This window comes from Janthinobacterium sp. GW458P, assembly GCF_002127585.1.
Lineage (GTDB): Bacteria > Pseudomonadota > Gammaproteobacteria > Burkholderiales > Burkholderiaceae_D > Janthinobacterium.
Genome location: NZ_NEGZ01000069.1, coordinates 1 through 23,888, shown reverse-complemented (window position 1 = coordinate 23,888; position 23,888 = coordinate 1). Strand labels below are relative to the sequence as shown.

The window sequence follows — 23,888 nt, the reverse complement described above, 5'->3', positions numbered from 1 at the left end:
TGTACGTCATCTCGCCTTTTTCAACCTGCTCGACAACGCTCAATTTAAAAGCCAGGCTGTAATCTCGCTGACTGCGTCGAAACCCTTGTTCCATCGGACACTCCTTCTCTGTAACGAAAAAGTGTCAACTTATTCCAGGACGGGTCACAGACAAATAAAAAAGCCTCCCGCAGGGGAGGCTTTTTTATTTGATTCTGGCGGAGACGGTGTCCGTAGAACATCCCTATGAAAAACGGCGCATACTTCGGCGCTACCCCCCTGGCAAAGTGAATCGCCAGGAGTCTGCCAGACAACCGCGAACTGAATCGCCACGACAATCGTAGACACTCCTGAGCCATAATTATGGGCACAAGGAGAAGGTATGAGCGGAAAGCGGTACACGGAGGAATTCAAAATTGCTGCGGTCAAGCAAGTAGCGCAGCGCGGGCACCCGGTTAGCGCATAGGCTGTGTCCGGTGAATCAGGGGGCTATTTCAGCAGATCGAGAAATTTCTCACGTCGTCATTTGCAATCGATTTTGACGTCGTTCTGCCCGACAAATTTTCCCTTGCGAGAAGTGATAACACAGACATTGGTGGCATCCGGTAATTGACGAGCGAGTGTCACTTGGTCAGCCTCGCCGTAGGTGCACGCCAACCATTTCCCATTAGGGAATTTTCCATCGATTTTGTAGGTGGACTCTGTTCCCTTCTTGCCATGTCGTTCCGTATCGCTTATGAGCTCACCGAGCATTTCGGGTGGACCGCTCATCGGAGCGGCTCCGTGCAAATACAGCGGTGCGCTTACAAAGGTTTGCCAGCCTGCCGGGGTATCCCTCAGCTGTACCGACTTCTCTGAAATCGACGTGGGGCACTCCAGGACTGGAGGCGAAGCGAATACAGGTGGCGCCACCGCGAGCATAAGGGCTAGCGCGCAGCTGGCCGCCGATGCTACGCGGCGGACCAAATCTGGGTTTCTCTGTTGGTTCATGGGCATTACTCGATAACGAAAAAAGCATCGGCGTTGTTACTCGGATGGTTGAAATTGCCTTTTTTATCTTTGCCCAAAGACTGCAAGAGGCGCACTGAGATTTTTGTTTTTCCGGCCGCCTTCCATTGGTCTGCGACATAAATACCGTTGACGCCTTGGCGTATGTACAGGGCAGCGTGATTACCATGCCGATGGTTAGGATACCGGCCGTTGACGAAGGTCGCGATGGCCGTTCCGGCGCGCAACGTCGTGTTGCCTACAACGGCTTCACCTTGTCGCCAATGTGGTGTTGTGGGTGCTCCGGCATACTCTTGAACGAGCGCGACACATTGGTGGCTGCCTATCACGGGCTGACCTTTGAGCAACGACGCATTAGGATAAACGTAAGACATTCCGCCCTCCTGAGAATTGGGAATGTCTTGAATTTACGGCAATGAGAACTCAGCTCTTTGAACATAAACAAAAATTAGCGCTCTCAGGTGGAGGCCTTTGACCGACATCAAGCACATGCACTGAAAACCGCTTACGTCTATCAGCAGACCTGATGTCTTGAGGGTAATCCCCCCATTTCTAGAGCGCGCTAAAAGAACACGTTGAGCACGAAGTGCGAATAAGCAGGTGTGAAGTTAGCTAACCGGCCCGCCGGTTAGCTAACTTCACCTATCCTGCCCCGCTTCGCGCAGCGACTGAACCACTAAAATCGTCGGACGCAACGTCGACCAAACCCCTTTTTTGGCACGGCTGAAAGCAAATAAGGCCTTATAAGGCCTTATTTGTGCCATATCTGCTTCAACCGTGGCATTTCAGGCTTCAACCGTGTCAGATTTGTGGTTCAACCGTGCCAGATTTGTGGTTTAACCGTGCATGTTCCGCACGACATGATGGCGATTAAATACCATGAAGAATCCTGTGCAGAACAACTGCGTGCCTGGCTCAAACGCCACCACCAGCGAAGCGCGGCCAAAATTTCGTCGCATTTTTGGCCTTCAGCGACGATACCCGCAGCAACAATCAACTGGTGACGCCAGGACGGCGATCCGGTCTGCACCAGTGCCGCCGTGCTGGCACCGATCCTGCCTCGCCCTTGAAGAGAAACACGTCCCAAGTGACTCCTTCCTCCCGCCACAGTACCTTGGCGCGCTTCAGCCGCCTGCCTGGAGTGTCGGCAAGCAGCGGAAAATGGGGTAGCAGGATCTAAGCAAGCGCCAAGGAAGACACCTTCCTGGCCTCCGTAAGACTCCAGGGCCGCTTGCCGGCCTGGTTCAGGAACGCGTGCCGGCACGGGATGCGGACAATGGCTGCAAGGCGCCTGAACACGCATGCCAGTCCTCAGCCTGCGCAAGGATACTCCATGGGATATGCCATCACACGACAGACGGTGCGGGATTGCTGCAAAAGTCAGACCATGCCTGCATCAGCACGATACGCTTGTCGAACAAGTCGCCGCGCCGATAGGCGGCTTCCACCCTGTCCGGCAAGCGGTGCGCCAGCGCATGCTCGCATACCTCACGTGAAAAGGCATTGGCCGCCGCCTCGGCGCACCAGTCACGGAAGGAAGAACGGAAACCGTGCACGGTGATGTCGTCAAACTGCATGCGGCGCAAGACTGCCGTCAAACTCATGTCCGACAACTGCGTGCCACGCTTGCGGCCTGAAAAGATGATGTCCCCCTGACGCGGCACTGCGCGCAGCAGCGCAAGCGCCCCACCAGAGAGCGGCACGCGATGCTCCTTGCCTGCCTTCATGCGCTGCGCTGGAATCGTCCACAGGGCCGCCTCCAGGTCTATCTCCGGCCACCGCGCACCCCTGACCTCTCCTGAGCGCGCAGCCGTCAGGATCGCAAACGCCAGCGCCCTGGCAGCAATCCCTTCCTGACCCGATAAGGCAGCCATGAATCTGCCGATCTCTTGCCACGGCAGGGCCGGCCTGTTTTTCACCGGAGAAACCTTGTTCGGATTGGCCAGCAGATTTTCCAGATGGCCTTTCCAGCGCGCCGGATTTTCTCCCTGACGAAAGCCGCTGACCGTTGCCCAGTCGAGTATGCATTCGATTCTGCCGCGTATGCGCGTTGCCGTCTCCGTCTTTGACAACCAGATTGCATCGAGCACCTTGACGACCAGATCGGTGTCGATCGCCGCGACAGGCAGCGCCCCCGCCAATGGGAACACATAGGCGGCCAGGGTGTTTTCCCACTGCGCCACATGTTTGGCATTTCTCCAGCCATGCCGGTGCGCCGCGATATACGACGCCGCACACTGTTCAAAGGTCATTTGACGGGCACGCGCCAGCATCCCGGCCTGTTTTTCCTGGCGGCGCATTGCCAGCGGATCGCGCCCTTCACTCAGCAGCAAACGGCATTGCCGCGCCTTTTTGCGCGCCTCGACCAGATCGACTGCCAGACAAGAACCCAGCCCCATTTCGTGACGCCTGCCAGCTACGCTGTAACGAAACAGCCAGCTCCTGGCGCCAGCGCCGGATACTTGCAGCACCAGTCCGCCGCCATCCCCGTAATACCCTGGCTCCCTGGCGCGACCGACGACCAGCGCCGACAGCTTGTTCATCCTGGTTGTCATGACACCACTCCCGCATTGCGAGAACCGGTCCTAATTTTAGCGCGCGATCAAGCGCGTGCTGGCAACGACACTTGATCCCGCGCAAGGTCAGTTGCGGCAACAGGCGGGACATAACAGGATCGGTGACGTACGCTTTAAGGCAGCGCACACAGCCATTGCTACCCCCCAGCCTACCCCCCAGCAGATGCAGGATTGACGCGGCAGGCAGCAGACGCTGGCGGATGGATTTACGTGGTTTCTCCTATGAGGAGCGGAAATGAAAAAACCCGCCGAAGCGGGTTTTTAGAAATACTGGCGGAGACGGTGGGATTCGAACCCACGATACAGGTATAAGCCGTATGCATCCTTAGCAGGGATGTGCCTTCGGCCACTCGGCCACGTCTCCTAGCTGATTACTCAACTATGTCTCTGTAGCTAACTGCGCTGCAGCGACGAACGTCATAATATCGATTGCCCCCCCTTTGGTCAAGGGCGTGGGGCGATATTTTTACATTTTTAAGCTTTTTCCAGCTCGAACGCTTTATGCAGCGCGCGCACGGCCAGTTCCATGTACTTTTCATCGATCAGCACGGAAATCTTGATCTCGGAAGTGGAGATCATCATGATGTTGATGCCCTCTTCCGACAGGGTGCGGAACATCTGCGATGCGACGCCCACGTGGCTGCGCATGCCCACGCCGACGACGGACAGTTTCGACACTTTCGCGTCGCCCGTGATGCTGGCCGCGCCCAGCGCTTCGCGGTTCGCTTCCAGCACGGCCAGCGCGCGCGTGTATTCGCCGCGCGAGACGGTGAAGGTGAAGTCCGTTTTACCGTCTACCGACTGATTCTGTATGATCATGTCGACTTCGATATTCGCGTCCGCCACCGGTCCCAGGATGTGGTAGGCCACGCCTGGACGGTCGGGCACGCCGAGCACGGTGATTTTGGCTTCATCGCGGTTGAAGGCGATGCCGGAGATGACTGCTTGTTCCATGTTTGTATCTTCCTCAAACGAAATCAGGGTGCCTGAATTGGCTTCTATTTCCAGCGGCAACATCGGGTCGGTCAGCGACGACAGCACGCGCGTGGGAACGCGGTAGTTGCCGGCAAATTCCACCGAACGCGTTTGCAGCACCTTGGAGCCCAGCGAAGCCAGTTCCAGCATTTCTTCAAAGGTGATGGTCTTCAGGCGGCGCGCCTCGGAGACCACGCGCGGGTCGGTCGTGTAGACGCCGTCGACGTCCGTAAAGATCAGGCATTCCGACGCCTTCATGGCGGCGGCGATCGCCACGGCCGAGGTGTCGGAACCGCCGCGGCCCAGAGTCGCGATGTTGTCGTGCTCGTCGACGCCCTGGAAACCGGTAATGATGACAATCTTGCCCGCATCGAGGTCGCGTTTGACTTTTTCGTCATCGATCGACTGGATGCGTGCCTTGGTAAAGGCGGAATCGGTCTTGATCGCGACTTGCCAGCCGGCATAGGATACGGCTTGTTTGCCGATCGCCAGCAGTGCCATCGACAATAGGCCGACGGACACCTGTTCGCCTGTCGAGGCGATCATGTCAAGTTCGCGGGGATCGGGTTGATCCATGATTTCCTTGGCCAGTCCAATCAGGCGGTTCGTTTCGCCCGACATGGCGGATGGCACCACCACGATTTGATGCCCAGCGTCGTGCCACTTGGCAACGCGCTTGGCGACATTCTTGATACGGTCAGTCGAGCCCATCGACGTACCGCCATATTTGTGGACGATTAAAGCCATAAGAGTGAAGTTTCCGCTCAAGAAGAATAAAAAAGGAGGGCTTTACTCTACATGCCGCAATGCAAAATAACAAGCTAAAAAGCGCATTAGCTCATACCGATTGCACATATGGAAATAACCAATCCATGCAGTCGGGAGCGCATGGACAGCCACTTGCCGGCCACTCCGAGAGTGGCCGTGGCAGCCACCCCTGCGCTCAGCAGGACTGCCAGCGCAGGGTCACGCGGGGACGTTCCAGCAGGCTCAGGCAATGGCAGTCGAGGCCGATACCCGCCGCATACAGCAATTGTTGCGCCGCACAGACAAGGGGCAGGCGTTCGCGCTCCCAGGCGGGCACGTCGAACGCCTGGTAATGGTATTTCAGGCTCTTGGTGGGACGGTTCAGGGCCAGTTTCAGGCGCTCGCCGCCCTGGCGGAAGTCGATGGTCAAAGTTTGTGATTGCAACCAGGCAACATCCATCCCCTGGCCGCCGTCTGCCACCGCATCGAAATGCAGCACGCCGCCATAGGCGGGGAACGCCAGGCTGGCCTCGCCCTGCCAGACAAATTGCTGGCCGGCCTTTTCCAGGCCGGGAATGCCCGCATCGTCACGCTCGCGCATGCCGGCCAGGTCATTCAGCTTGGGCGTCAGGTACAGCCGGTCGCGGTGACGCCGCACGTGGCATGCGGGATGCGTGACCAGCAACTGCGCATCGGGCCGCGCTTCCAGCAGTTGCGCCAGCATTTCCGCCAGCCACGCCGTCGACGGCATGCGCAGGCCACGCGTGCCGAACCAGTGGCGCAGCAGGTTGTAGCAACGGTCCGCGCTCAGCGCGCGCAATTTCGCCAGTTCGATGCAGTCGCCATCGAGGCAGGCGGCCAGATCCTGCGTCGCCAGTTCCGTCAGCAGGCGCTGCGCCGACTGCGCATGCTGGGCGCTGCGGGCAAAGCGCTCCTGGAAACCGGGAAAGGCCTGCGCCAGCACGGGCATCACCTGGTGCCGCAAGGCATTGCGGGCAAAGCGGGGATCGTCGTTCGACTCGTCGTGGATGTGCGCGATCGCGTGCTTCGCCACGTAGGCTTCGAGTTGCCTTCGCGACACGGAAAGCAAGGGGCGCGCCATCACGAGGTCCGGGTTGCCCAGCAGCTCGGGCGCGCTGTTGGCGCCATCCATGCCGGACAGCCCCGCCGTGCCCGAGCCGCGCAGCAGCTGCAGCAGCACCGTTTCGGCCTGGTCGTCCTGGTGGTGGGCCGTCAGCAGCAGGCGCACGCCGTGCGCGGCGCACAGTTCGCCCAGGGCCGCATAGCGGCGCTTGCGGGCCGCCTCTTCCGTGCCCGTCTTCGCATTCTTTTCCAGCGTGACGCGGCGTGCCTCGAAGGCGATGCCCAGGCCGGCGCACGCCTGCGCGCAGTGGGCCAGCCAGGCATCAGCATTCGGGCTCAGGCCATGGTGCACGTGAAACGCGTGCAGGGCCACGCCCTGCTCCTGCGCCCAGGCATGCGCCAGGTGCAGCAGGGCCGCGGAATCGAGGCCGCCGCTCAGGGCGATGCCGACGGTGCTGCCGGGTGCAGGTGCGCAGGCGTCCAGCGCGCGGGCGAAGATGTCGGGCACGGTGGCGGTTTGTTGCTTTTTCATAATACTCCAGGAATGCAAAGAGGGACAGGTGACCAAACGACTCCTGTCGTCTGGCTGCCTGTCCCCGGTGTTCTTGCTGCCGGCCTGCGCCGGCGATGATTACTCGCTCGGCGTGGTTTCCTTGAACTTGCCGTAGCTCAGCAGTTTTTCATGGCGCGCGGCCAGCAGGTCCTTGGTTTTCATGCCCTGGAACTGGCGCAAAGTATCCGCCAGCGCGCGTTTGAGCAAGGTGGCCATCTGTTTCGGATCGCGGTGGGCGCCGCCCAGCGGTTCGTTGATGATCTTGTCGATCAGGCCCATGGCTTTCAGGCGGTGCGCCGTCAGGCCCAGCGCTTCGGCCGCGTCGGAGGCGCGCTCGGCGCTCTTCCACAGGATGGAGGCGCAGCCTTCCGGCGAGATCACGGCATAGGTCGAGTATTGCAGCATCAGCACGGCGTCGCCCACGGCAATGGCCAGCGCGCCGCCGGAACCGCCTTCACCGATGATGGTGGCGATCAGCGGCACTTTCAACTCGGCCATCACGTACAGGTTGTGGCCGATGGCTTCCGACTGGCCGCGCTCTTCCGCGTCGATGCCGGGGAAGGCGCCTGGCGTGTCGACGAAGGTGAAGATGGGCAAGTTGAACTTTTCAGCCACTTTCATCAGGCGCATGGCCTTGCGGTAGCCTTCCGGTTTCGGCATGCCGAAATTGCGCATGGCGCGCTCTTTCGTGTCGCGGCCCTTCTGGTGGCCGATGACCATGCACGGCTGGCCGTTGAAGCGGGCCAGGCCGCCGACGACGGACAGATCGTCAGCGTAGCTGCGGTCGCCATGCAATTCGTGGAAATCGGTAAAGATTTCATTCACGTAATCCATGGTGTAGGGGCGCTGCGGGTGGCGCGCGATCTGCGCCACTTGCCAAGGCGTCAGCTTGGCGTAGATATCCTTGGTCAGCTGCTGGCTCTTCTTGGCCAGGCGGTCGATCTCTTCCGAGATGTCGACGGCCGAATCGTCTTGCACGAAGCGCAACTCTTCGATCTTGGAATCGAGTTCCGCGATCGGCTGTTCAAAATTGAGGAAAGTCGTTTTAGTCATTGTACCTCCAGGTTTTACCGGCCACGGCGCCAGGGCGCGCGGCGTCATCTATGTTTATTTTACCGTACCGGCTGGTGCGCCGGGGGCTGCATCGGGTGCGGCAGGGGCGGCGGCAGGGTCGAGACTGCGCCACAGATACCACGTCGCCACGGTGCGCCACGGTTCCCAATTGGCGGAAACTTCGCGCGCATCGCTGCGGGAAACAGGTTCGCCGGAGAAGTAATTGACGCTGATGCCCTGGATCAAACCCGGGTCGTCGAGCGGCAAGACATTCGGCCGGAGCAGATTAAATATCAGAAACATCTCGGCTGTCCAGCGGCCGATGCCGCGAATCTGCACCAGTTCGGCGATGACGGCTTCGTCATCCATCTGGTCCCACTGGCTCGCATGCACGCGCTTGGCCTTGAAATGGTCGGCCAGGTCGAGGATGTATTCGGTCTTGCGTTTGGACAAACCGCAGGCGGACAGTTGCTCGGCGCCCGCCTTCAACACTTGCGTAGGCGTGCATTTCGGGCAAGCGGCCAGCAGCTTTTTCCAGGCGGCATCAGCCGCCTTGGGCGTGATCTGCTGGCCCACCAGCGAACGGGCCAGGGTGGTAAACGGGTCGCTATGGCCGACCAGGTGCAGGTCGCCAAATTGCGGGATGAGCTTTTTCATGATGCGGTCGCGCTTCATCAGCTCGATCTTCGCCTCTTCCCAGTAGTGCGGCACCTGGATCACCTGCGCAGCGGCTACCGGCGCTTCCCCGTTTTCCCTGGACGTAGCCATCATGCGCGGCGCCAGTTGGTCGAGCCGTCAGGCTTGTCTTCGAGAATGATGCCTGCAGCCAACAATTCCGCGCGGATCTTGTCCGATGCGGCAAAGTCGCGCGCCTTTTTCGCCGCGCTGCGCGCCGCGATGGCCGCTTCGATGCCGGCCGCCTCGTCCTGCCCGCCGGCGGCGCCCACGGTTGCTTGCAGGAATTGCTGCGGCGTGCGCTCGAGCAAGCCGAACACGCCCGCCAGGCCCTTCAATTGACGCGCCAGGGCGGGCGACTTGCTCTTGTTGACTTCCGTCGCCAGGTCGAACAGGGCGGCCACGGCCAGCGGCGTGTTGAAATCGTCGTCCATCGCTTCGCGCACGCGCACGGCATGGGCTTCATTCCAGTCGATGGCGCCCTCTTCCACCGCCACGTCGGCCAGCGCCGTGTACAGGCGCGTCAGCGACAGGCGCGCATCATCGAGGTGCACATCCGAATAATTCAGGGGGCTGCGGTAGTGCGCGCGCAGGATGAAGAAGCGGATCACTTCGGCATCGAACTTTTGCAGCACTTCGCGGATGGTGAAGAAGTTGCCGAGCGACTTGGACATTTTTTCATTGTCCAGGCGCACGAAGCCGTTATGGATCCAGTAATTGACGCTGGCGTGGCCGAACGCGCCTTCGGATTGGGCGATCTCGTTTTCGTGGTGCGGGAATTGCAGGTCCGCGCCGCCGCCATGGATGTCGAATTGTTCACCGAGCAAGGCGCAGGACATGGCCGAACACTCGATATGCCAGCCCGGGCGGCCCTTGCCCCACTTCGAGTCCCATTTGACTTCTTCCGGCTCGGATTCCTTCGACGACTTCCACAGCACGAAGTCGAGCGGATCGCGCTTGCCCGTGTTCACGTCGACGCGCTCGCCCGCGCGCAGGTCGTCGAGCGACTTGCCGGACAGCTTGCCGTAGTGGGGGAAATTGCGCACGGCATAGTTCACGTCGCCATCCGCGCCCTGGTAGGCCAGGTCCTTCGCTTCGAGCTGCTCGATCAGGCGCAGCATTTGCGGCACGTATTCGGTGGCGCGCGGCGTGTGGTCGGGCGTCAGGATGCCCAGCGCGGCCGTGTCTTCATCCATGTACTGGGTGAAGCGCGTCGTCAGCTGGGAAATCGTCTCGCCATTTTCCACGGCGCGGCGGATGATCTTGTCGTCGATGTCCGTAATGTTGCGCACATAGGTGACGTCGAAACCGGACGCTTTCAGCCAGCGGTAGATGACGTCGAAGGCCATCATCATGCGCGCATGGCCGATATGGCAATAATCGTAGATGGTCATGCCGCACACGTACATGCGCACCTTGCCCGCTTCCATCGGGACGAATACCTGCTTCTCGCGAGCCAGGGTGTTGTAAATCTTTAGATTGCTCATCGTACTTTGCAAGTGGAGCGGCCGCCCGCCTGGCAAAACGACAGACAGGCGCGGACACCGGGGGTGCCGCGCCACTGAACTGCCGTGTGCGCCAAGACTGGTCGACCCGCTATATTGTTGTTCTTGTTTGTTAGAATTGGGGCGTTAGCGGTCAAGTATAACATTGATAAAAACCATACTGGCCCGATATGAATCAGGTTTTTACGATGTTCAACCGAATTTTCACTTCTTTACAATTAAAGCAAGTTTAGAGAAAAATAACGATTAAGGATGCCTCCATGCAAGAAATCAAGTCGAAACGCCTGTCTTTCCTGGCCCGCTTTTGCACCCTGTTTGCCGGCCTGACCCTGGGCAGCGCCGTCGTGGCCGCCGCCCCCGCAAGCCCTGCGGCCGCCCTCGATCCCACGCCGCACGTGGCCCTGAAAACCAGCATGGGCGAGATCGTGCTGGAACTGGACCAGGAAAAGGCGCCGAAAAGCGTGGCCAATTTCTTGCAGTACGTCAAGAGCGGCTATTACAAGGGCACCGTGTTTCACCGCGTCATCGACGGCTTCATGATACAGGGCGGCGGCTTCGACAAGAACATGCAGCAGAAAGCCACCAAGGCGCCGATCAGGAACGAGGCGCAAAACGGCTTGCAGAACGTCACCTACAGCATCGCCATGGCGCGCACGGGCGACCCGCATTCGGCCACCGCGCAGTTTTTCATCAACGTCAACGACAACGGCGCACTCGACTATCCTGGCCGCGACGGCTTCGGCTACACGGTGTTCGGCAAAGTCGTCAAAGGCATGGACGTGGTCGACAAGATCAAGGCCGTGCCCGTCGCCGACAAGGGGCCGCACCAGAACGTGCCCGTCACGCCCGTCGTGATCGAATCGGCGACTTTACTCAAGTCCGCGCCCGCAAAACTGTAAAATAGCGTTTTTGCGGCGCCGGCCTGCCTGGCGCCGCTGAATCAATTATTCATCCAATTTATTAAGGATCATCATGACCTCCGTCATCATCACCACCAATCTGGGCAAGATCACCGCTGAACTGGACGCCGAGAAAGCGCCGAAAACGGTTGCCAACTTCCTCGCCTACATGAACGCCGGCCACTACAACAACACGATTTTCCACCGCGTCATCGACGGCTTCATGATCCAGGGCGGCGGTTTCGAGCCAGGCATGAAACAGAAGCCTGCCGACGCCACCGTGGAAAACGAAGCCAAGAACGGCCTGAAAAACGACAGCTACACCCTGGCCATGGCCCGCACCTCGGATCCGCATTCGGCTTCGGCCCAGTTCTTCATCAACATCAAGAACAACAGCTTCCTCGACTACCCTGGCCAGGACGGCTGGGGCTACGCCGTGTTCGGTAAAGTTACCGAAGGCAAGGAAGTCGTCGACGCCATCCGCGCCGTGAAAACCTCGCGCGCCGGCATGTTCGCCGATGTGCCAGTGACCGATGTCATCATCGAGAAGGTAGAAGCCGCTTAATTCGGCTCGGGTACCATGCATAACAGGCATTGCAGCGTTTGCGCCTCTCCATGTACATCACTTTTTGGGAGCGTTGAACGATGACAATGCCTGCCGCACTCTTCATTTCCGACCTGCACCTGCAGAGTTCGCACCCGCGCACCAGCGCGGCGTTTCTTTCTTTCCTGGAACACCACGCGCAATATGCCCAGGCGCTGTATCTATTGGGCGACCTGTTCGAATACTGGGCCGGCGACGATGACCTGGAAGACCCGTTCAATGCGCGCATGACGGCCGCCATCCGCGCCGTCAGCGATGCCGGCGTGCACGTCTACTGGATCGCCGGCAACCGCGACTTTCTTGTCGGTTCCGGCTTTGCCGCCGCCGCCGGCGCCACCCTGCTCAGCGAACCGCACGTGGCCACGATTGCCGGCCGCCGCATCGTCCTGCTGCACGGCGACGCCGAATGCACGAAAGACGTCAGCTACATGGAATTTCGCGCCATGGTGCGCCAGCCCGCCTGGCAAAAACAGTTTCTCGCCATGCCCTTGACGCAGCGCAAGGCCATCATCGACGGCTTGCGCCAGAGCAGCCGCGAACAGAATGGCGAGAAATCCATGGACATCATGGATGTCACGCCAGATGCCGTGGCCCAAGTATTTGCCGAACACGCGAGCACCGTCATGATCCACGGCCATACGCACCGCCCTGCCCTGCATAAAGTCGACGCAACCTTGCGCTATGTCCTGCCGGACTGGGAGTGCGACGTGGAACCGCAGCGCGGCGGCTGGATCGCCATCGATGCGCGCGGCAATATCACGCGCCACGACCTGAACGGCGACATCATCGACTAGGCTTGCGCCGACCGTCGCACGGGCGTTTGTCCGATAGCCGCGCCCGCCTGGCCTTGCTGTAATGGCGCCATGCACACTGTTTACATCGGTACGGCCGGCTGGAGCATTTCCAGCACCGCCGCCAGCCGCTTTCCCCGCGATGGCAGCCATCTGCAGCGCTACGCCCGCGTATTGCCCAGCGTGGAAATCAACAGCTCCTTCTATCGTCCGCACCAGCCGTCAAGCTACGCGCGCTGGGCCGCCAGCGTGCCCGAACAGTTCCGTTTCAGCGTGAAATTGCCGCGCAGCATCACGCACGAACGGCGCTTGCGCGACTGTGCTGCCGAACTGCAGCGCTTTGCGGGAGAAGTCATGCAATTGGGAAATAAACTGGGCTGCGTCCTCGTGCAGCTGCCGCCCAGCCTGCGTTTCGAGGCGGACGTGGCCGCCACATTCTTCCGTGCGCTGCGCCAGTACCTTGACGGCATGCTGGCCTGCGAGGCGCGCCATGCCAGCTGGTTCGGCGAGGCCGCCACGGAGGTGCTACGCGGCAATCGCATCACGCGCGTGCGCGCCGACCCGCCCGCCGGCCAGCCAGGTCCGCATGTGCCGACCACGGAGCAGGCCTACCTGCGCCTGCATGGCAGCCCGACAATATACTATTCGGACTATCCGCCCGCCTACCTGGCGGCCCTGGCCGCCGACTTGCACGCATCGGCGCAGGCGGGCAGCTGGTGCATCTTCGACAATACGGCGGCCGGCGCCGCCCTGTTCAATGCGCTGGACCTGCAGGCGCGGCTGGCTTGAAAAGAAATCTTGATTCTTTCAGTCTTAGTGTTATAGTTAACTACAACACCAACTCAATACAACACGGAGCCTCGATGCACACAGTACTTTTTCCGCGTCGCACCGCCCTGTCCTTGTCGGAGCGCATCCCATGAGCGCCGCATGGAACGACAATAGCCCCATCTACCGCCAGCTCAAGGCGAAGGTGGTGGGCATGATACTCGACGGCGTGCTGCAGCCCGGCGACGCCCTGCCTTCGGTACGCCAGGTGGCGGCCGATTATCAATTAAATCCCATCACGGTTTCGCGCGCCTACCAGGAACTGGTCGACGAGGCCCTGGTGGAAAAACGGAGAGGACTCGGTATGTATGTCATGGAAGGCGCCCGCGACAAATTGCTGGCCAGCGAACGCGAACGTTTCCTGCGCGAAGAATGGCCGGTCTTGCTGGAACGCATCACGCAGCTGGGCCTGAACTTCGAGCAACTGCTGCAAGCGAGCCGCGACAGTGGCGCACACGGGGAGAGCGCATGAATGCATTGAACAAGGACAGCGTCATCAGCGCGCGCGGCCTGCGCAAGCAGTATGGCAAGCAGGTGGCCATCGACGGCATCAGCTTCGATATCGCGCCGGGGCGCATCGTCGGCCTGATCGGGCCTAACGGCTCGGGCAAGACCACCACCCTGAAAGCCATCCTCGGCCTGACGGGCTTTGAGGGCGAACTGGCCGTGCTGGGGCGCGACCCGCGCGTGCAGCGCGACGCGCTGATGGACGACGTATGCTTCATCGCCGACGTGGCCATCCTGCCGGGCTGGCTGCGCGTGGCCGACGCCATCGATTTCGTGGCCGGCGTGCATCCGCGCTTCGACCGCAGCAAGGCGGAACGCTACCTGGCGCACACCAAGCTGGCGCCGAACATGAAGGTCAAGGCCATGTCGAAAGGCATGGTGGTGCAGCTGCACCTGGCGCTGGTGATGGCCATCGACGCCAAACTGCTGGTGCTCGACGAACCGACCCTGGGCCTGGACATTCTGTACCGCAAGCAGTTCTACCAGAACTTGCTGGAAGACTATTTCGATGAAAACAAGACCATCGTCATCACCACGCACCAGATCGAGGAAGTGGAGCACATCCTGAGCGACCTGATGTTCATTCGCGACGGCAAGATCGTGCTGGCCTCGAGCATGGAAAAAGTGGGCGAGCGCTATATCGAAGTGATGGTGGGCGCGCAGCACGTCAATCCGGCGCGCGCGCTGCAGCCGATCAGCGAACGCAGCGTGTTCGGCAAGTCGGTAATGCTGTTCGACGGCGTCGCCCGCACCCAACTGGCCGCCCTGGGCGAAGTACGCACGCCCAGCCTGGCTGACCTGTTTGTCGCGACCATGAAAGGATCGTACCAATGAGCATTTCCCCCATGAACAAGATGCAGTGGCTGATCCGGCGCGAACTGTGGGAGCACAAGGGCATGCTGCTGTGGACGCCCGCCCTGATCGGCATCGTCATGACCGTGCTGGGCGCCCTGATGACGATAGGCACCATCACCAAGGCCAAGATGCGCACGGCGCTGACCATCAATGGCGATGAAGTATCCTGGAACGCCATTTTCAATACGCGCAGCTTCGGTTCGCGCCGCATGGAAATCATCGACGCCGTCGCCAACAACTATATCGTCACGGCCGCGCCGCTGTTCCTGGCGCTGGGTTTCCTCGTCTTTTTCTATTGCCTGAGCGCCCTGCATGACGACCGCCGCGACCGCAGCGTGCTGTTCTGGAAGTCACTGCCCATTTCGGACGCCCAGACGGTGCTGTCGAAAGTGGCCATCGCCCTGCTGGTGGCGCCGCTGATCGTGGCCGCCGCCGCCAGCCTCACCTCGCTGGCGCTGGTGCTGATACTGGGCGGCGTGCTGGCGGCCAACGGCATCTACGTATTTGCCGAACTGCTGGCCTCCCCCGGCCTGTACCTGGGGCCGCTGGGCGTGTTCGGCCTGCTGCCCGTATATTTCCTGTGGGCATTGCCGACCGTCGGCTGGCTGCTGATGGTGTCGAGCTGGGCCAGGTCCAAAGTATTCCTGTGGGCCGTCGGCGTGCCGCTGCTGCTGCTGGTCCTGACGGTCTGGGCCGGCAAGCTGACGCAGACGGAAAGCGACCTTGGCTGGATACAGATGAATGTGATCGGGCGCGCCCTGCTCGGCACCATCCCCGGCGGCTGGTATCTGTTCGAGCCGGCACTGTTGCAACAACTGCATGCGTCAAAGAACATAAACGTGTTCGGCAATTCCTGGTCCAGCCTGAGCCTGCCAGCAGCCTGGCTGGGTGCGGCGGCGGGCGCGGCCCTGATTTACGCCGCCATCCGCCTGCGCCGCTGGCGCGAAGAAGGCTGAGCGCGCTGCCTGCGCCCTGACAAACGCCCCGTCCATTGGGCGCTGGTCAGGGCTTTCGTCCCCGGCCGGCAAATGCACGCCATGGCGGCGCTGCCACTCCCCGGACAGATATCGGCAAGCAATGGATGTTGCCGCTCATGCGGATCGTGCGCGGATCTGCCGCATGGCCGAGGATAGGGCCAGGCGATCGCGTTGCAGAAGGTTGCCGGCGCCGCTACCGCCGGCGCCGTGCGGCGGCAGTCCCAAGGACCAGCGCACGTTCAAACCGTTGCCATGCCAGGAACTACGCCTGAAAGCGGCGCCTATGCGGCGCCATGCGCCAGCCGCGCATACAGCTCGGCCACCCGTTCCACCGTGATGCCCTCGCGCTGCTCCACGGCCAGCGGATGGTCGGTCGGCTCCAGCTCGACAGATGGCCGCACGCCGTCGTCGCGCAGGTGCACGCGGGTTTTCAGGTTCAGGGTAGCCGGATACACGGGCAACTGCGTGCTGAGCCAGCCGGAGAAGGGGCCGATGTGGGAACGCTGCGCATCGTGGAAACAGGCATCCCACGCATCGAAGCTGTCGCCGCTGAGCGACACCCACACGCCCCAGCTGAACGGCTCATCCGCGCCATGCACGGGGATGTCGATGGTGGCGCGCACGAAGCAGTGTTCTTCGTCGACGATGCAGGCGTCGCTGTCCATCTGGCAGCGCGTCGCGCGCTCGGCGGGCGCCATCTGCTCGTACAGCCACGGCGCATCGGCGCCGAAGCTGGGCATACCCGTGTGGGTCTCGCCGCAGGCGCGGCACAGGAAGGAAAAACGCATGCCTGAAGGCCGCCTATTCGAACTGCTTGCGGAATGCCTCGAACTGCGCCGCCAGACCATCGAAGTCGCTGCGCAATTGCAGCACTTCCTGTTCCAGCTGGACCACCCTGCTGCCCTGCTGCGGCGCGCTGACGGCGCCCGCGAAACCGGCCGCCGTCTCGATCTGCGCCAGCGCTTCCTCGCCGCCCAGCAAGTGGCCGTAGCGCGGCTCCTTGGCGCCGGGGGCGACAGCCAGTTTCGCCACCAGCGGCGGGTATTTGTCGATCAAAAACTGCAGGCCGGATTCGACTTCCGCCACGGACTTGAATTCATGCACGCGGCCGCTGCGGCTGCGGATTTCACCGGCCGTCTGCAAGCCGCGCAGCATCAATATCGTCAGGATGGCCAGCTTGTCCTGTTCCAGCGACCACTTGATGCGCATGCGGTGCTCGTACTTGGCGACCCGGGCGCCTGCCTGCGTGATGCCGTTGACGAATTTGCGCTGCATCAAGCGCTGCAGCACGTCGTACACGGTTTCCTCGGACAGGGCCATGACGGGGTCGCGGCTGGACAATTGATTGCAGCCGTTCGTCAGCGCGTTGAGCGACAGCGGATAGCTGTCCGGCGTCAGCGCTTCCTTTTCGGCCAGCACGGCCAGCACGCGGATCTCGAACGGGTCGAGCAGATTCGGATTGTCATTGCTTTTTTCGCCTGCCGTCACATCAGTGTTCATGCCTGTATCCTTAATCAACCAGCTTGTTCATTTGCTCAGAATCCAATTTATCACATTCAGGCACGGCCTGGCAGCAGATGCCCGCCGCCTTCAGCGTGGCGAGGATGGTCTCGATGCGCTGCTCCTGCGCCACGGCGTGCGTGATCAGGCCCTGCAGGGCTTTCGACAGGGGATCGTCGCCGTTCGGCGTGACGCCGTACGCGGCGAACAGGTGCGCCGTGCTGCCTTCACGCAGGGCATTGACATCCTTTTGCACGATGTGCGCGGGGTTGCCCACCGCCGTGGCGCCGGACGGCACGGGTTTCAGCAGCACGGCGTTCGAACCCACCTTGGCGTACTCGCCCACGGTAAAACTGCCCAGCACCTGCGCGCCGGCGCCGACGATGACGCCCCGTTCCAGGGTCGGATGGCGCTTGGCGCCGCTGTGCAGCGAGGTGCCGCCCAAAGTCACGCCCTGGTAGATGGTGCAGTCGTCGCCGACGACGGCCGTCTCGCCGATCACCACGCCGAAACCGTGGTCGATGAAGACGCGGCGGCCGATGACGGCGCCCGGATGGATCTCGATGCCGGTGATGATGCGGCCGATATACGAGATGAAGCGCCCCACCCACTTCATGCGCCGCGTCCAGCACCAGTGCGCCCAGCCGTGCATGACGATGGCATGCAGGCCCGGATAACAGGTCAGCACCTCCCAGCCATTGCGGGCGGCGGGGTCACGTTCAATGATGCTGTTGATATCTTCGCGCAGGTGGTGGAACATAATGAAAATGGATAAGGTGGAACGCAAATGGTAGCGTATTCGGCGGCGTGCTGCCGGAGAGGCAGATAAACAACCGCCGCCTCAAGGGCGGCGGCTTATCAAAGAAGCGCGACAAAACGTTCAGGGCAAGGCGCATTGCCGAAGACAGTACGCAAGTACGGCGAGGCAATGCAACGCCGCCCTGGACGTTTTTTAGCCTTCTTTCGCGATGCGCTGGCGGCGGGCTTCGTACAGGCACACGCCCGACGCCACGGACACGTTCAGGCTCTCGACGGAGCCGAACATCGGGATGCTGACGAGAATGTCGCAGGTGTCGCGCGTCAAACGGCGCATGCCTTCGCCTTCGGAACCCATGACGAGGGCCGTCGGGCCCGTGAAATCGGCCTCGTACAGGCCTTTTTCGCCGTCGTCCGAGGTGCCGATCAGCCAGATGCCGCGGTCCTTCAGTTCGCGCATGGTGCGCGCCAGGTTCGTCACGGTGATGTACGGCACGGTTTCGGCGGCGCCGCTGGCGACCTTGGCGGCCGTGGCATTGAGGCCCACGGCGCGGTCCTTCGGCACGATGACGGCATGCGCGCCGACGCCGTCGGCCACGCGCAGGCAGGCGCCCAGGTTGTGCGGGTCGGTGATGCCGTCGAGAATCAACAGCAGCGGCGGGCCGTCGATGGCGTCCAGCAGCTCGTCGAGGTTGCGCGCCAGCGACAATTGCGAGGCAAACGCGATCACGCCCTGGTGGCGGCGCGTGCCGACGATTTTATCGAGACGCGACGAATCGACGGGCATGACGCGCACGTTGGCCGCCTTGGCGGCGGCGATCATGTCCTTCATGCGGCCGTCGACGCGGCTGGCATCGACGAAAATTTCTTCCACGGACGACGCTTCATGACGCAGACGCGAGGTGACGGCGTGGAAGCCGAAAATCATTTTATTCTTCATTATTTATCGTTTCTTCTTGCTTGTTTTTGATGCAGATACAGTTTTTGCTGCTCGTGGTGCCGCCGCAGCGGGTGCCGCGGCTGGTTTCTTGCCGCCCTTCGGCGCGGCCTTAGGCGCCGCCTTGGAGGCTTCCTTCGGGGCAGCCTTGGCTTGCGCCTTGGCGGCAGGCTTGGCGCCGTTGGAACGGCCGCCGGAACCATTGCCGGACTTGCCGCCGTTGTTGGCGCTGACCTTGATCTCGTGGCGCTGCTCGGTCGCTGGACCGGGCTTGACCATGGATTTCTTCTCGCCCTTGCGCTTGCCGCCGCCGTTCGGCTTGGCCGGCGCATCGTCGCCCGCCAGTTCCGCGTCGGTGACCAGGCGCAGGTCGATCTTGCGCGTTTCCAGGTCGACTCGCGCCACCTGCACCGTCAGACGGTCCGTCAATTGATAACGCTTGCCCGTGCGTTCGCCGCGCAATTCATGGCGCGCATCGTCGTACTGGAAGTAGTCGGTACCGAGCTCGGTCACGTGCACCAGGCCTTCGACAAACAGGGTGTCGAGCTGCACGAACACGCCGAAGGTGGTCACGCCGGTGATGGTGCCCGTGAACTCTTCGCCCAATTTATCTTGCATGAAGTAGCACTTCAGCCACGCCTCGACGTCGCGCGACGCTTCGTCGGCGCGGCGCTCGTTGGCCGAGCAATGCACGCCCAGCGCGTCCCAGATGGTCAGGTCCGTCTTCTTCGGCTTGCCGTCGGCCTTGTCCTTGGCCTGCTGCTTGCGCGTGGCGTTCGACACGTTGGTGTTCAGCACGACCTTATCGGACAGCTTCGGTTCGTATTTCTTGCCTTGCAGAATGGCCTTGATGGCGCGGTGCGTCAGCAGGTCGGGATAGCGGCGGATCGGGCTGGTGAAGTGGGCATACGCCTCGTACGCCAGGCCGAAGTGGCCGATATTGTCCGGGCTGTAGACGGCTTGCTGCATCGAGCGCAGCAGCATCGTCTGCAGCAGCGCGGCGTCGGGACGCTGCTTGATCTGCTGCATCAGGGTCTGGTAATCGGACGCCGACGGCGTGTCGCCGCCCGTCAGGTTCAGGCCAACCTGTTTCAGGAAGGTGCGCACTTGCGTGAGCTTTTCCTTGGTCGGGCTGGCGTGGATGCGGTAAGTGCCTGGATGCTTGTTGCGCAGCAACAAATCGGCGGCGCAGACGTTGGCCGCCAGCATGCACTCTTCGATAATCTTGTGCGCTTCGTTGCGCGTGCGGGGAATGATCTTTTCGATCTTGCCCGCGCTATTGCAGACGATATACGTTTCCGTCGTCTCGAAATCGATGGCGCCCCGCTCCGTGCGCGCTTTCAGCAAGGCGCGGTAGACGGCTTCCAGATTCTGCAGGTGCGGCAGGATGTCCGCGCGGCGCGCCGCCTCGGGGCCCTTGGTATTGCCCAGCACGGCGGCGACTTCATCATACGTGAGGCGCGCGGCCGAATGGATCACGGCCGGGTAGAACTGGTACGCCTTCAGCTCGCCCTTGTCGCTGACGACGGCGTCGCAGACGAGGGTCAAACGGTCGACGGCCGGATTCAGCGAGCACAAACCGTTCGACAGTTTTTCCGGCAACATAGGGATCACGCGGCGCGGGAAGTACACGGACGTACTGCGCTCGATCGCGTCGACATCGAGCGCGTCGTTCGGTTTCACGTAATGGCTGACGTCGGCAATGGCCACGATCAGGCGGAAGCAGTTGGCGCGGCCGATCTTGACGGGTTCGCAATACACGGCATCGTCGAAATCGCGCGCGTCCTCGCCATCGATGGTCACCAATGGCACGTCGCGCAGGTCGACACGGTCTTTCAGGTCGGCGGCGCGCACTTCGAACGGCAGCTTTTCAGCTTGCTTGAGAGCCGCGGCGGAAAAGATGTGCGGCACGTTGAATTTACGCACGGCGATCTCGATTTCCATGCCGGGGTCGTCCAGCGCACCGAGCACTTCGACGATCTTGCCGACCGGCTGCTTGAAGCGCATCGGCTGCTCGGTCAGCTCGACGCTGACGATCTGGCCGGCCTTGGCCTTGCCCAGCGAACCGGTGACGAGAATGTCCTGGCCGATGCGCTGGTCTTCCGGCGCCACCACCCAGGTGCCGTTTTCCTGGATCAAACGGCCGATGACGTGGGTATTGGCGCGCTGCGTGACTTCGACGATCGTGCCTTCCGGGCGGCCGCGGCGGTCCGTGCCGACGATGCGGGCCATGACCTTGTCGCCATGCAAGACTTTCTGCATTTCTTTCTCAGGCAGGAACAGGTCGGCGCTGGCGTCGTCGGGAATGACGAAACCGAAGCCGTCGCGATGGCTCATGACGCGGCCGGCGACGAGCGCGCTCTGGTCGGCCAGGCTGAAAACACCGCTGGCGTCAGACTTGAGCTGGCCGTCGCGCTCCATCGCCTTCAGGCGACGGACCAGGACATCCATGGAATCGGCATGCACTTGCAGCGTTTTCCCGAGAGACTGCGGATCGAGAGGCGCGTTGACGCTGCGGAATATGCCGAGAATGTCCTCCCGGCTGGGGATGGTGTGGGTATTTTGGCTCAAAAGTATTTCTATAGTTGTTATTGACAGTGATCAAACGGAATACAAAGACCGATGACATCACCGTCAATATTGACACGGTGATAGACGGTAGTGTACCGGAGGACGCCTTGGTTTGCCTAACGGACAGCGTAGCGGAAACCGTACAAGCGCCCCGCCGATGAAAAAAAGGAGAAAAGCCGCGCAATGCATTTGACTTCGGCAAATATTGCTCTATAATCTCGGTCTCTTGCAGCGACAAACCTTCACGGGAATGCAGTTGCAGGAAAGCGGTACAGGGTTGATGTGCAGTATGGAGCGCAAGCTCATCTGGCGCAAAACTCTTCAAGCCGCTATAATAGCAGAATTGTTGCGAAGTTATTTTGTAACAAGTACTCGAGCAGTAAAGCAACAAGCAGCATCAGTGCCCACGTGGCGGAATTGGTAGACGCGCATGGTTCAGGTCCATGTGCCTTCGGGTGTAGGGGTTCGAGTCCCTTCGTGGGCACCATTACCTAATTCGCAAAAGAGCCGCAAACTTTCACGAGTTTGCGGCTCTTTTCATTTCCGGCGCCAATCAAGCCTGTCGGCATTCTTGACAGTTGCCGACCGCGCAAGCGCCAAGTCCCTGATTTTAAAACCGAGAACGCTTCTTGCGTGCTGGCTGGCATCCCCACTTCCGGAGTGCCGCCATGAAAATCGTTCTCGCCGCCCTCGCACTGGCATTGCCCGCCAGCACCCTCGCCTCGCCCCTGTTCCATCTGCAGTACGTGCCCGGCACCTCGCTGCAGGCGCAGCAGGGATTCCAGGCGGCGGCCGCGCGCTGGTCGCGCGTGCTGAAAGACCATGTCACCATCGACCTGACGGTGGGCTTCAATACACTGGGCGGCAACATCCTGGGGCAAACGGGTTCGTCGGAAGCGTTTTACCGCTACAGCGACTTTCGCGGCGCCCTCGCCGCCGACGCCAGCTCCGCCATCGACCAGCGGGCGCTGGCGCACCTGCCCACGGGCGACAGCTTCGGCATGCTGATCAACCGCACGGCCAACAATCCCAACGGCCCCGGCAGCGCCCTGCCCTATGTCGACAACAATGGCGACGCCAACAATCAATATCTGTCGCTGAGCAATGCGCAAGCCAAGGCCGTCGGCCTGGCGCCGCCGCCGCAATCGCTGGACGGCTGCATCGGCAATTGCGACGGCTTCATCCAGTTCAACAGTGATTTCAATTTCGATTTCGATCCCGGCAATGGCATCGGCGCCAACAGCATCGACTTCATCGGCGTGGCCATGCATGAAATCGGCCACGCGCTGGGCTTTCTCAGCGGCGTGGACATTCTCGACTTCAACTCGCCGCCGCTGGGCGGCCCCTACGACGATTCGGAATTTACCTACGTTTCCGGACTGGACCTGTTCCGCTACTCGGCCGAGAGCGCCGCGGCCGGCGTGATCGACTGGACGGCCGACAAGCGCGACAAGTATTTCTCGCTCGACGGCGGCGCCACGCGCGGACCGCTGTTCGCCAACGGCGCTTACCACGGCGACGGCGACCAGGCCAGCCACTGGCGCGACAACCTGCACCTGGGCATCATGGACCCGACGGTGGCGTACGGTGAATTGCTGCGCCTGCGCCGGAACGACCTGATGGCCCTCGACGCCATCGGCTGGGATATCGCCCCGAACGCCATCCCGGCGCCGTGCACCGCATGGCTGCTATGCCTGGGGCTGGGGCTGCTGGCGCTGCGGCAAAGACGCTAAACACGCTGAAAAAACAGGCAGTTTTCATAGGGAAAAGCCATTTTCGGAAGAAAAACCATGTTTCTTGAAGAAAAGTGCAAAATGTTGATTGACCGAATGCGCGCCAGCCCTTATGATTTTGTCCTCGCTGCAGAACACGCAGCGACAAGCAGCAAGCAGCAAGAATGCCCACGTGGCGGAATTGGTAGACGCGCATGGTTCAGGTCCATGTGCCTTCGGGTGTAGGGGTTCGAGTCCCTTCGTGGGCACCACCAGCAACGAGTTGTTCATCGTTGTGGTCCGCAGTAAAAAGTAGTAAGGTAGCACAGCAGTCAGCAGCAACAATGCCCACGTGGCGGAATTGGTAGACGCGCATGGTTCAGGTCCATGTGCCTTCGGGTGTAGGGGTTCGAGTCCCTTCGTGGGCACCACCAGCAACGAGTCGTTTTCGTTGTAGTCCGCAGTACAGTAGTGAGATACAGCAGTAAGCAACAAGCAGCATCAGTGCCCACGTGGCGGAATTGGTAGACGCGCATGGTTCAGGTCCATGTGCCTTCGGGTGTAGGGGTTCGAGTCCCTTCGTGGGCACCATTACCTAATTCGCAAAAAAGCCGCAAACTTTCACGAGTTTGCGGCTTTTTTCATTCCAGTGACCCGTCCTGGAATAAGTTGACACTTTTTCGTTACAGAGAAGGAGTGTCCGATGGAACAAGGGTTTCGACGCAGTCAGCGAGATTACAGCCTGGCTTTTAAATTGAGCGTTGTCGAGCAGGTTGAAAAAGGCGAGATGACGTACA

21 protein-coding genes, 5 tRNA genes and 1 pseudogene are annotated in these 23,888 nt (G+C 61.0%); 13 read left to right on the top strand and 14 right to left on the bottom strand.

Going from position 1 to position 23,888, the window contains the following annotated elements:
• Positions 1-361: 361 nt before the first annotated feature.
• Positions 362-442: pseudogene (locus tag CBW50_RS30385) on the top strand (transposase); the annotation flags it as partial.
• 59 nt (positions 443-501) lie between these two features.
• On the opposite strand, the gene CBW50_RS30380 reads toward CBW50_RS30385, so the two are convergent.
• From CBW50_RS30380 to cysS, 9 genes are all read right to left on the bottom strand, one after another.
• The gene (locus CBW50_RS30380; RefSeq protein WP_319017233.1) at positions 502-969 is read right to left on the bottom strand and encodes an STY0301 family protein; all 468 of its coding nucleotides are present in this window, start codon (positions 967-969) and stop codon (positions 502-504) included.
• A gap of 5 nt (positions 970-974) precedes the next feature.
• Positions 975-1,361, bottom strand: a complete 387-nt coding sequence (locus CBW50_RS25535; protein ID WP_086148115.1) for a BPSL0067 family protein — start codon at positions 1,359-1,361, stop codon at positions 975-977.
• 972 nt (positions 1,362-2,333) lie between these two features.
• The gene (locus CBW50_RS25530; RefSeq protein WP_253251992.1) at positions 2,334-3,530 is read right to left on the bottom strand and encodes a site-specific integrase; all 1,197 of its coding nucleotides are present in this window, start codon (positions 3,528-3,530) and stop codon (positions 2,334-2,336) included.
• Between the two features lie 304 nt (positions 3,531-3,834).
• Positions 3,835-3,927, bottom strand: a tRNA-Ser gene (locus CBW50_RS25525).
• 110 nt (positions 3,928-4,037) lie between these two features.
• Entirely contained in the window at positions 4,038-5,285 is a 1,248-nt protein-coding gene (locus CBW50_RS25520) for an aspartate kinase (RefSeq protein WP_070221317.1), read from the bottom strand.
• A 196-nt stretch (positions 5,286-5,481) separates the two neighbouring features.
• Entirely contained in the window at positions 5,482-6,900 is a 1,419-nt protein-coding gene (gene tilS / locus CBW50_RS25515; protein WP_086148113.1) for a tRNA lysidine(34) synthetase TilS, read from the bottom strand.
• 99 nt (positions 6,901-6,999) lie between these two features.
• Complete coding sequence (locus tag CBW50_RS25510; protein ID WP_034784047.1) at positions 7,000-7,974, bottom strand: acetyl-CoA carboxylase carboxyltransferase subunit alpha; 975 nt, start codon at positions 7,972-7,974, stop codon at positions 7,000-7,002.
• Between the two features lie 54 nt (positions 7,975-8,028).
• Complete coding sequence (locus CBW50_RS25505) at positions 8,029-8,742, bottom strand: DNA-3-methyladenine glycosylase (RefSeq protein ID WP_086148116.1); 714 nt, start codon at positions 8,740-8,742, stop codon at positions 8,029-8,031.
• Positions 8,742-10,136, bottom strand: a complete 1,395-nt coding sequence (gene cysS, locus CBW50_RS25500) for a cysteine--tRNA ligase (protein WP_086148112.1) — start codon at positions 10,134-10,136, stop codon at positions 8,742-8,744. The genes CBW50_RS25505 and cysS overlap by 1 nt, the downstream gene beginning before the upstream one ends.
• A 278-nt stretch (positions 10,137-10,414) precedes the next feature.
• Here cysS and CBW50_RS25495 point away from each other — a divergent pair, with 278 nt between their 5' ends.
• From CBW50_RS25495 to CBW50_RS25465, 7 genes are all read left to right on the top strand, one after another.
• On the top strand, positions 10,415-11,053 hold the full coding sequence (locus CBW50_RS25495; RefSeq protein WP_086148111.1) for a peptidylprolyl isomerase: 639 nt from the start codon (positions 10,415-10,417) through the stop codon (positions 11,051-11,053).
• A gap of 73 nt (positions 11,054-11,126) precedes the next feature.
• The gene (locus CBW50_RS25490) at positions 11,127-11,618 is read left to right on the top strand and encodes a peptidylprolyl isomerase (protein WP_086148110.1); all 492 of its coding nucleotides are present in this window, start codon (positions 11,127-11,129) and stop codon (positions 11,616-11,618) included.
• An 86-nt stretch (positions 11,619-11,704) separates the two neighbouring features.
• Complete coding sequence (locus CBW50_RS25485) at positions 11,705-12,451, top strand: UDP-2,3-diacylglucosamine diphosphatase (protein WP_086148109.1); 747 nt, start codon at positions 11,705-11,707, stop codon at positions 12,449-12,451.
• 69 nt (positions 12,452-12,520) lie between these two features.
• Entirely contained in the window at positions 12,521-13,237 is a 717-nt protein-coding gene (locus CBW50_RS25480; protein ID WP_086148108.1) for a DUF72 domain-containing protein, read from the top strand.
• Positions 13,238-13,367: 130 nt separating this feature from the next.
• A complete protein-coding gene (locus tag CBW50_RS25475) occupies positions 13,368-13,748 on the top strand; it encodes a GntR family transcriptional regulator (protein WP_086148107.1) in 381 nt (126 codons plus the stop codon).
• Positions 13,745-14,617, top strand: coding sequence for an ABC transporter ATP-binding protein (locus CBW50_RS25470; protein WP_086148106.1), 873 nt, complete (start codon positions 13,745-13,747; stop codon positions 14,615-14,617). The genes CBW50_RS25475 and CBW50_RS25470 overlap by 4 nt, the downstream gene beginning before the upstream one ends.
• Positions 14,614-15,594: a hypothetical protein gene (locus tag CBW50_RS25465; RefSeq protein ID WP_086148105.1), complete on the top strand. Its 981-nt coding sequence runs from the start codon at positions 14,614-14,616 to the stop codon at positions 15,592-15,594. The genes CBW50_RS25470 and CBW50_RS25465 overlap by 4 nt, the downstream gene beginning before the upstream one ends.
• Positions 15,595-15,896: 302 nt before the next feature.
• On the opposite strand, the gene CBW50_RS25460 is transcribed toward CBW50_RS25465, so the two are convergent.
• The 5 genes from CBW50_RS25460 to rnr all read right to left on the bottom strand — a co-directional run bounded on the left by CBW50_RS25460 (position 15,897) and on the right by rnr (position 21,379).
• Positions 15,897-16,403 carry a DUF2199 domain-containing protein gene (locus CBW50_RS25460; RefSeq protein WP_086148104.1) on the bottom strand — a complete coding sequence of 169 codons (507 nt, stop codon included), beginning with the start codon at positions 16,401-16,403 and terminating at the stop codon, positions 15,897-15,899.
• 13 nt (positions 16,404-16,416) lie between these two features.
• Entirely contained in the window at positions 16,417-17,115 is a 699-nt protein-coding gene (locus CBW50_RS25455; protein WP_086148103.1) for a YceH family protein, read from the bottom strand.
• Positions 17,116-17,125: 10 nt separating this feature from the next.
• Positions 17,126-17,875, bottom strand: a complete 750-nt coding sequence (cysE, locus tag CBW50_RS25450) for a serine O-acetyltransferase (RefSeq protein WP_086148102.1) — start codon at positions 17,873-17,875, stop codon at positions 17,126-17,128.
• 192 nt (positions 17,876-18,067) lie between these two features.
• A complete protein-coding gene (gene rlmB / locus CBW50_RS25445; RefSeq protein ID WP_086148101.1) occupies positions 18,068-18,811 on the bottom strand; it encodes a 23S rRNA (guanosine(2251)-2'-O)-methyltransferase RlmB in 744 nt (247 codons plus the stop codon).
• A 3-nt stretch (positions 18,812-18,814) separates the two neighbouring features.
• Complete coding sequence (rnr, locus tag CBW50_RS25440; RefSeq protein ID WP_086148100.1) at positions 18,815-21,379, bottom strand: ribonuclease R; 2,565 nt, start codon at positions 21,377-21,379, stop codon at positions 18,815-18,817.
• A gap of 402 nt (positions 21,380-21,781) precedes the next feature.
• Between rnr and CBW50_RS25435 the strand changes: the two genes are divergently transcribed.
• The 5 genes from CBW50_RS25435 (at position 21,782) to CBW50_RS25415 (ending at position 23,682) form a co-directional block, all read left to right on the top strand.
• Positions 21,782-21,866, top strand: a tRNA-Leu gene (locus CBW50_RS25435).
• Between the two features lie 181 nt (positions 21,867-22,047).
• The gene (locus CBW50_RS25430) at positions 22,048-23,112 is read left to right on the top strand and encodes an NF038122 family metalloprotease (protein WP_086148099.1); all 1,065 of its coding nucleotides are present in this window, start codon (positions 22,048-22,050) and stop codon (positions 23,110-23,112) included.
• A gap of 166 nt (positions 23,113-23,278) precedes the next feature.
• Positions 23,279-23,363: transfer RNA gene (locus CBW50_RS25425), tRNA-Leu, on the top strand.
• A 74-nt stretch (positions 23,364-23,437) separates the two neighbouring features.
• Positions 23,438-23,522, top strand: a tRNA-Leu gene (locus CBW50_RS25420).
• Positions 23,523-23,597: 75 nt separating this feature from the next.
• Positions 23,598-23,682, top strand: a tRNA-Leu gene (locus CBW50_RS25415).
• The last annotated feature ends 206 nt before the right edge of the window (positions 23,683-23,888 follow it).

Excerpts from the sequence above, each read along its gene's own strand:
- CBW50_RS30380 (WP_319017233.1), bottom strand. The coding sequence starts at position 969 with ATGAACCAACAGAGAAACCCAGATTTGGTCCGCCGCGTAGCATCGGCG.
- CBW50_RS25535 (WP_086148115.1), bottom strand. The coding sequence starts at position 1,361 with ATGTCTTACGTTTATCCTAATGCGTCGTTGCTCAAAGGTCAGCCCGTG.
- CBW50_RS25530 (WP_253251992.1), bottom strand. The coding sequence starts at position 3,530 with ATGAACAAGCTGTCGGCGCTGGTCGTCGGTCGCGCCAGGGAGCCAGGG.
- CBW50_RS25520 (WP_070221317.1), bottom strand. The coding sequence starts at position 5,285 with ATGGCTTTAATCGTCCACAAATATGGCGGTACGTCGATGGGCTCGACT.
- tilS (WP_086148113.1), bottom strand. The coding sequence starts at position 6,900 with ATGAAAAAGCAACAAACCGCCACCGTGCCCGACATCTTCGCCCGCGCG.
- CBW50_RS25510 (WP_034784047.1), bottom strand. The coding sequence starts at position 7,974 with ATGACTAAAACGACTTTCCTCAATTTTGAACAGCCGATCGCGGAACTC.
- CBW50_RS25505 (WP_086148116.1), bottom strand. The coding sequence starts at position 8,742 with ATGGCTACGTCCAGGGAAAACGGGGAAGCGCCGGTAGCCGCTGCGCAG.
- cysS (WP_086148112.1), bottom strand. The coding sequence starts at position 10,136 with ATGAGCAATCTAAAGATTTACAACACCCTGGCTCGCGAGAAGCAGGTA.
- CBW50_RS25495 (WP_086148111.1), top strand. The coding sequence starts at position 10,415 with ATGCAAGAAATCAAGTCGAAACGCCTGTCTTTCCTGGCCCGCTTTTGC.
- CBW50_RS25490 (WP_086148110.1), top strand. The coding sequence starts at position 11,127 with ATGACCTCCGTCATCATCACCACCAATCTGGGCAAGATCACCGCTGAA.
- CBW50_RS25485 (WP_086148109.1), top strand. The coding sequence starts at position 11,705 with ATGCCTGCCGCACTCTTCATTTCCGACCTGCACCTGCAGAGTTCGCAC.
- CBW50_RS25480 (WP_086148108.1), top strand. The coding sequence starts at position 12,521 with ATGCACACTGTTTACATCGGTACGGCCGGCTGGAGCATTTCCAGCACC.
- CBW50_RS25475 (WP_086148107.1), top strand. The coding sequence starts at position 13,368 with ATGAGCGCCGCATGGAACGACAATAGCCCCATCTACCGCCAGCTCAAG.
- CBW50_RS25470 (WP_086148106.1), top strand. The coding sequence starts at position 13,745 with ATGAATGCATTGAACAAGGACAGCGTCATCAGCGCGCGCGGCCTGCGC.
- CBW50_RS25465 (WP_086148105.1), top strand. The coding sequence starts at position 14,614 with ATGAGCATTTCCCCCATGAACAAGATGCAGTGGCTGATCCGGCGCGAA.
- CBW50_RS25460 (WP_086148104.1), bottom strand. The coding sequence starts at position 16,403 with ATGCGTTTTTCCTTCCTGTGCCGCGCCTGCGGCGAGACCCACACGGGT.
- CBW50_RS25455 (WP_086148103.1), bottom strand. The coding sequence starts at position 17,115 with ATGAACACTGATGTGACGGCAGGCGAAAAAAGCAATGACAATCCGAAT.
- cysE (WP_086148102.1), bottom strand. The coding sequence starts at position 17,875 with ATGTTCCACCACCTGCGCGAAGATATCAACAGCATCATTGAACGTGAC.
- rlmB (WP_086148101.1), bottom strand. The coding sequence starts at position 18,811 with ATGAAGAATAAAATGATTTTCGGCTTCCACGCCGTCACCTCGCGTCTG.
- CBW50_RS25430 (WP_086148099.1), top strand. The coding sequence starts at position 22,048 with ATGAAAATCGTTCTCGCCGCCCTCGCACTGGCATTGCCCGCCAGCACC.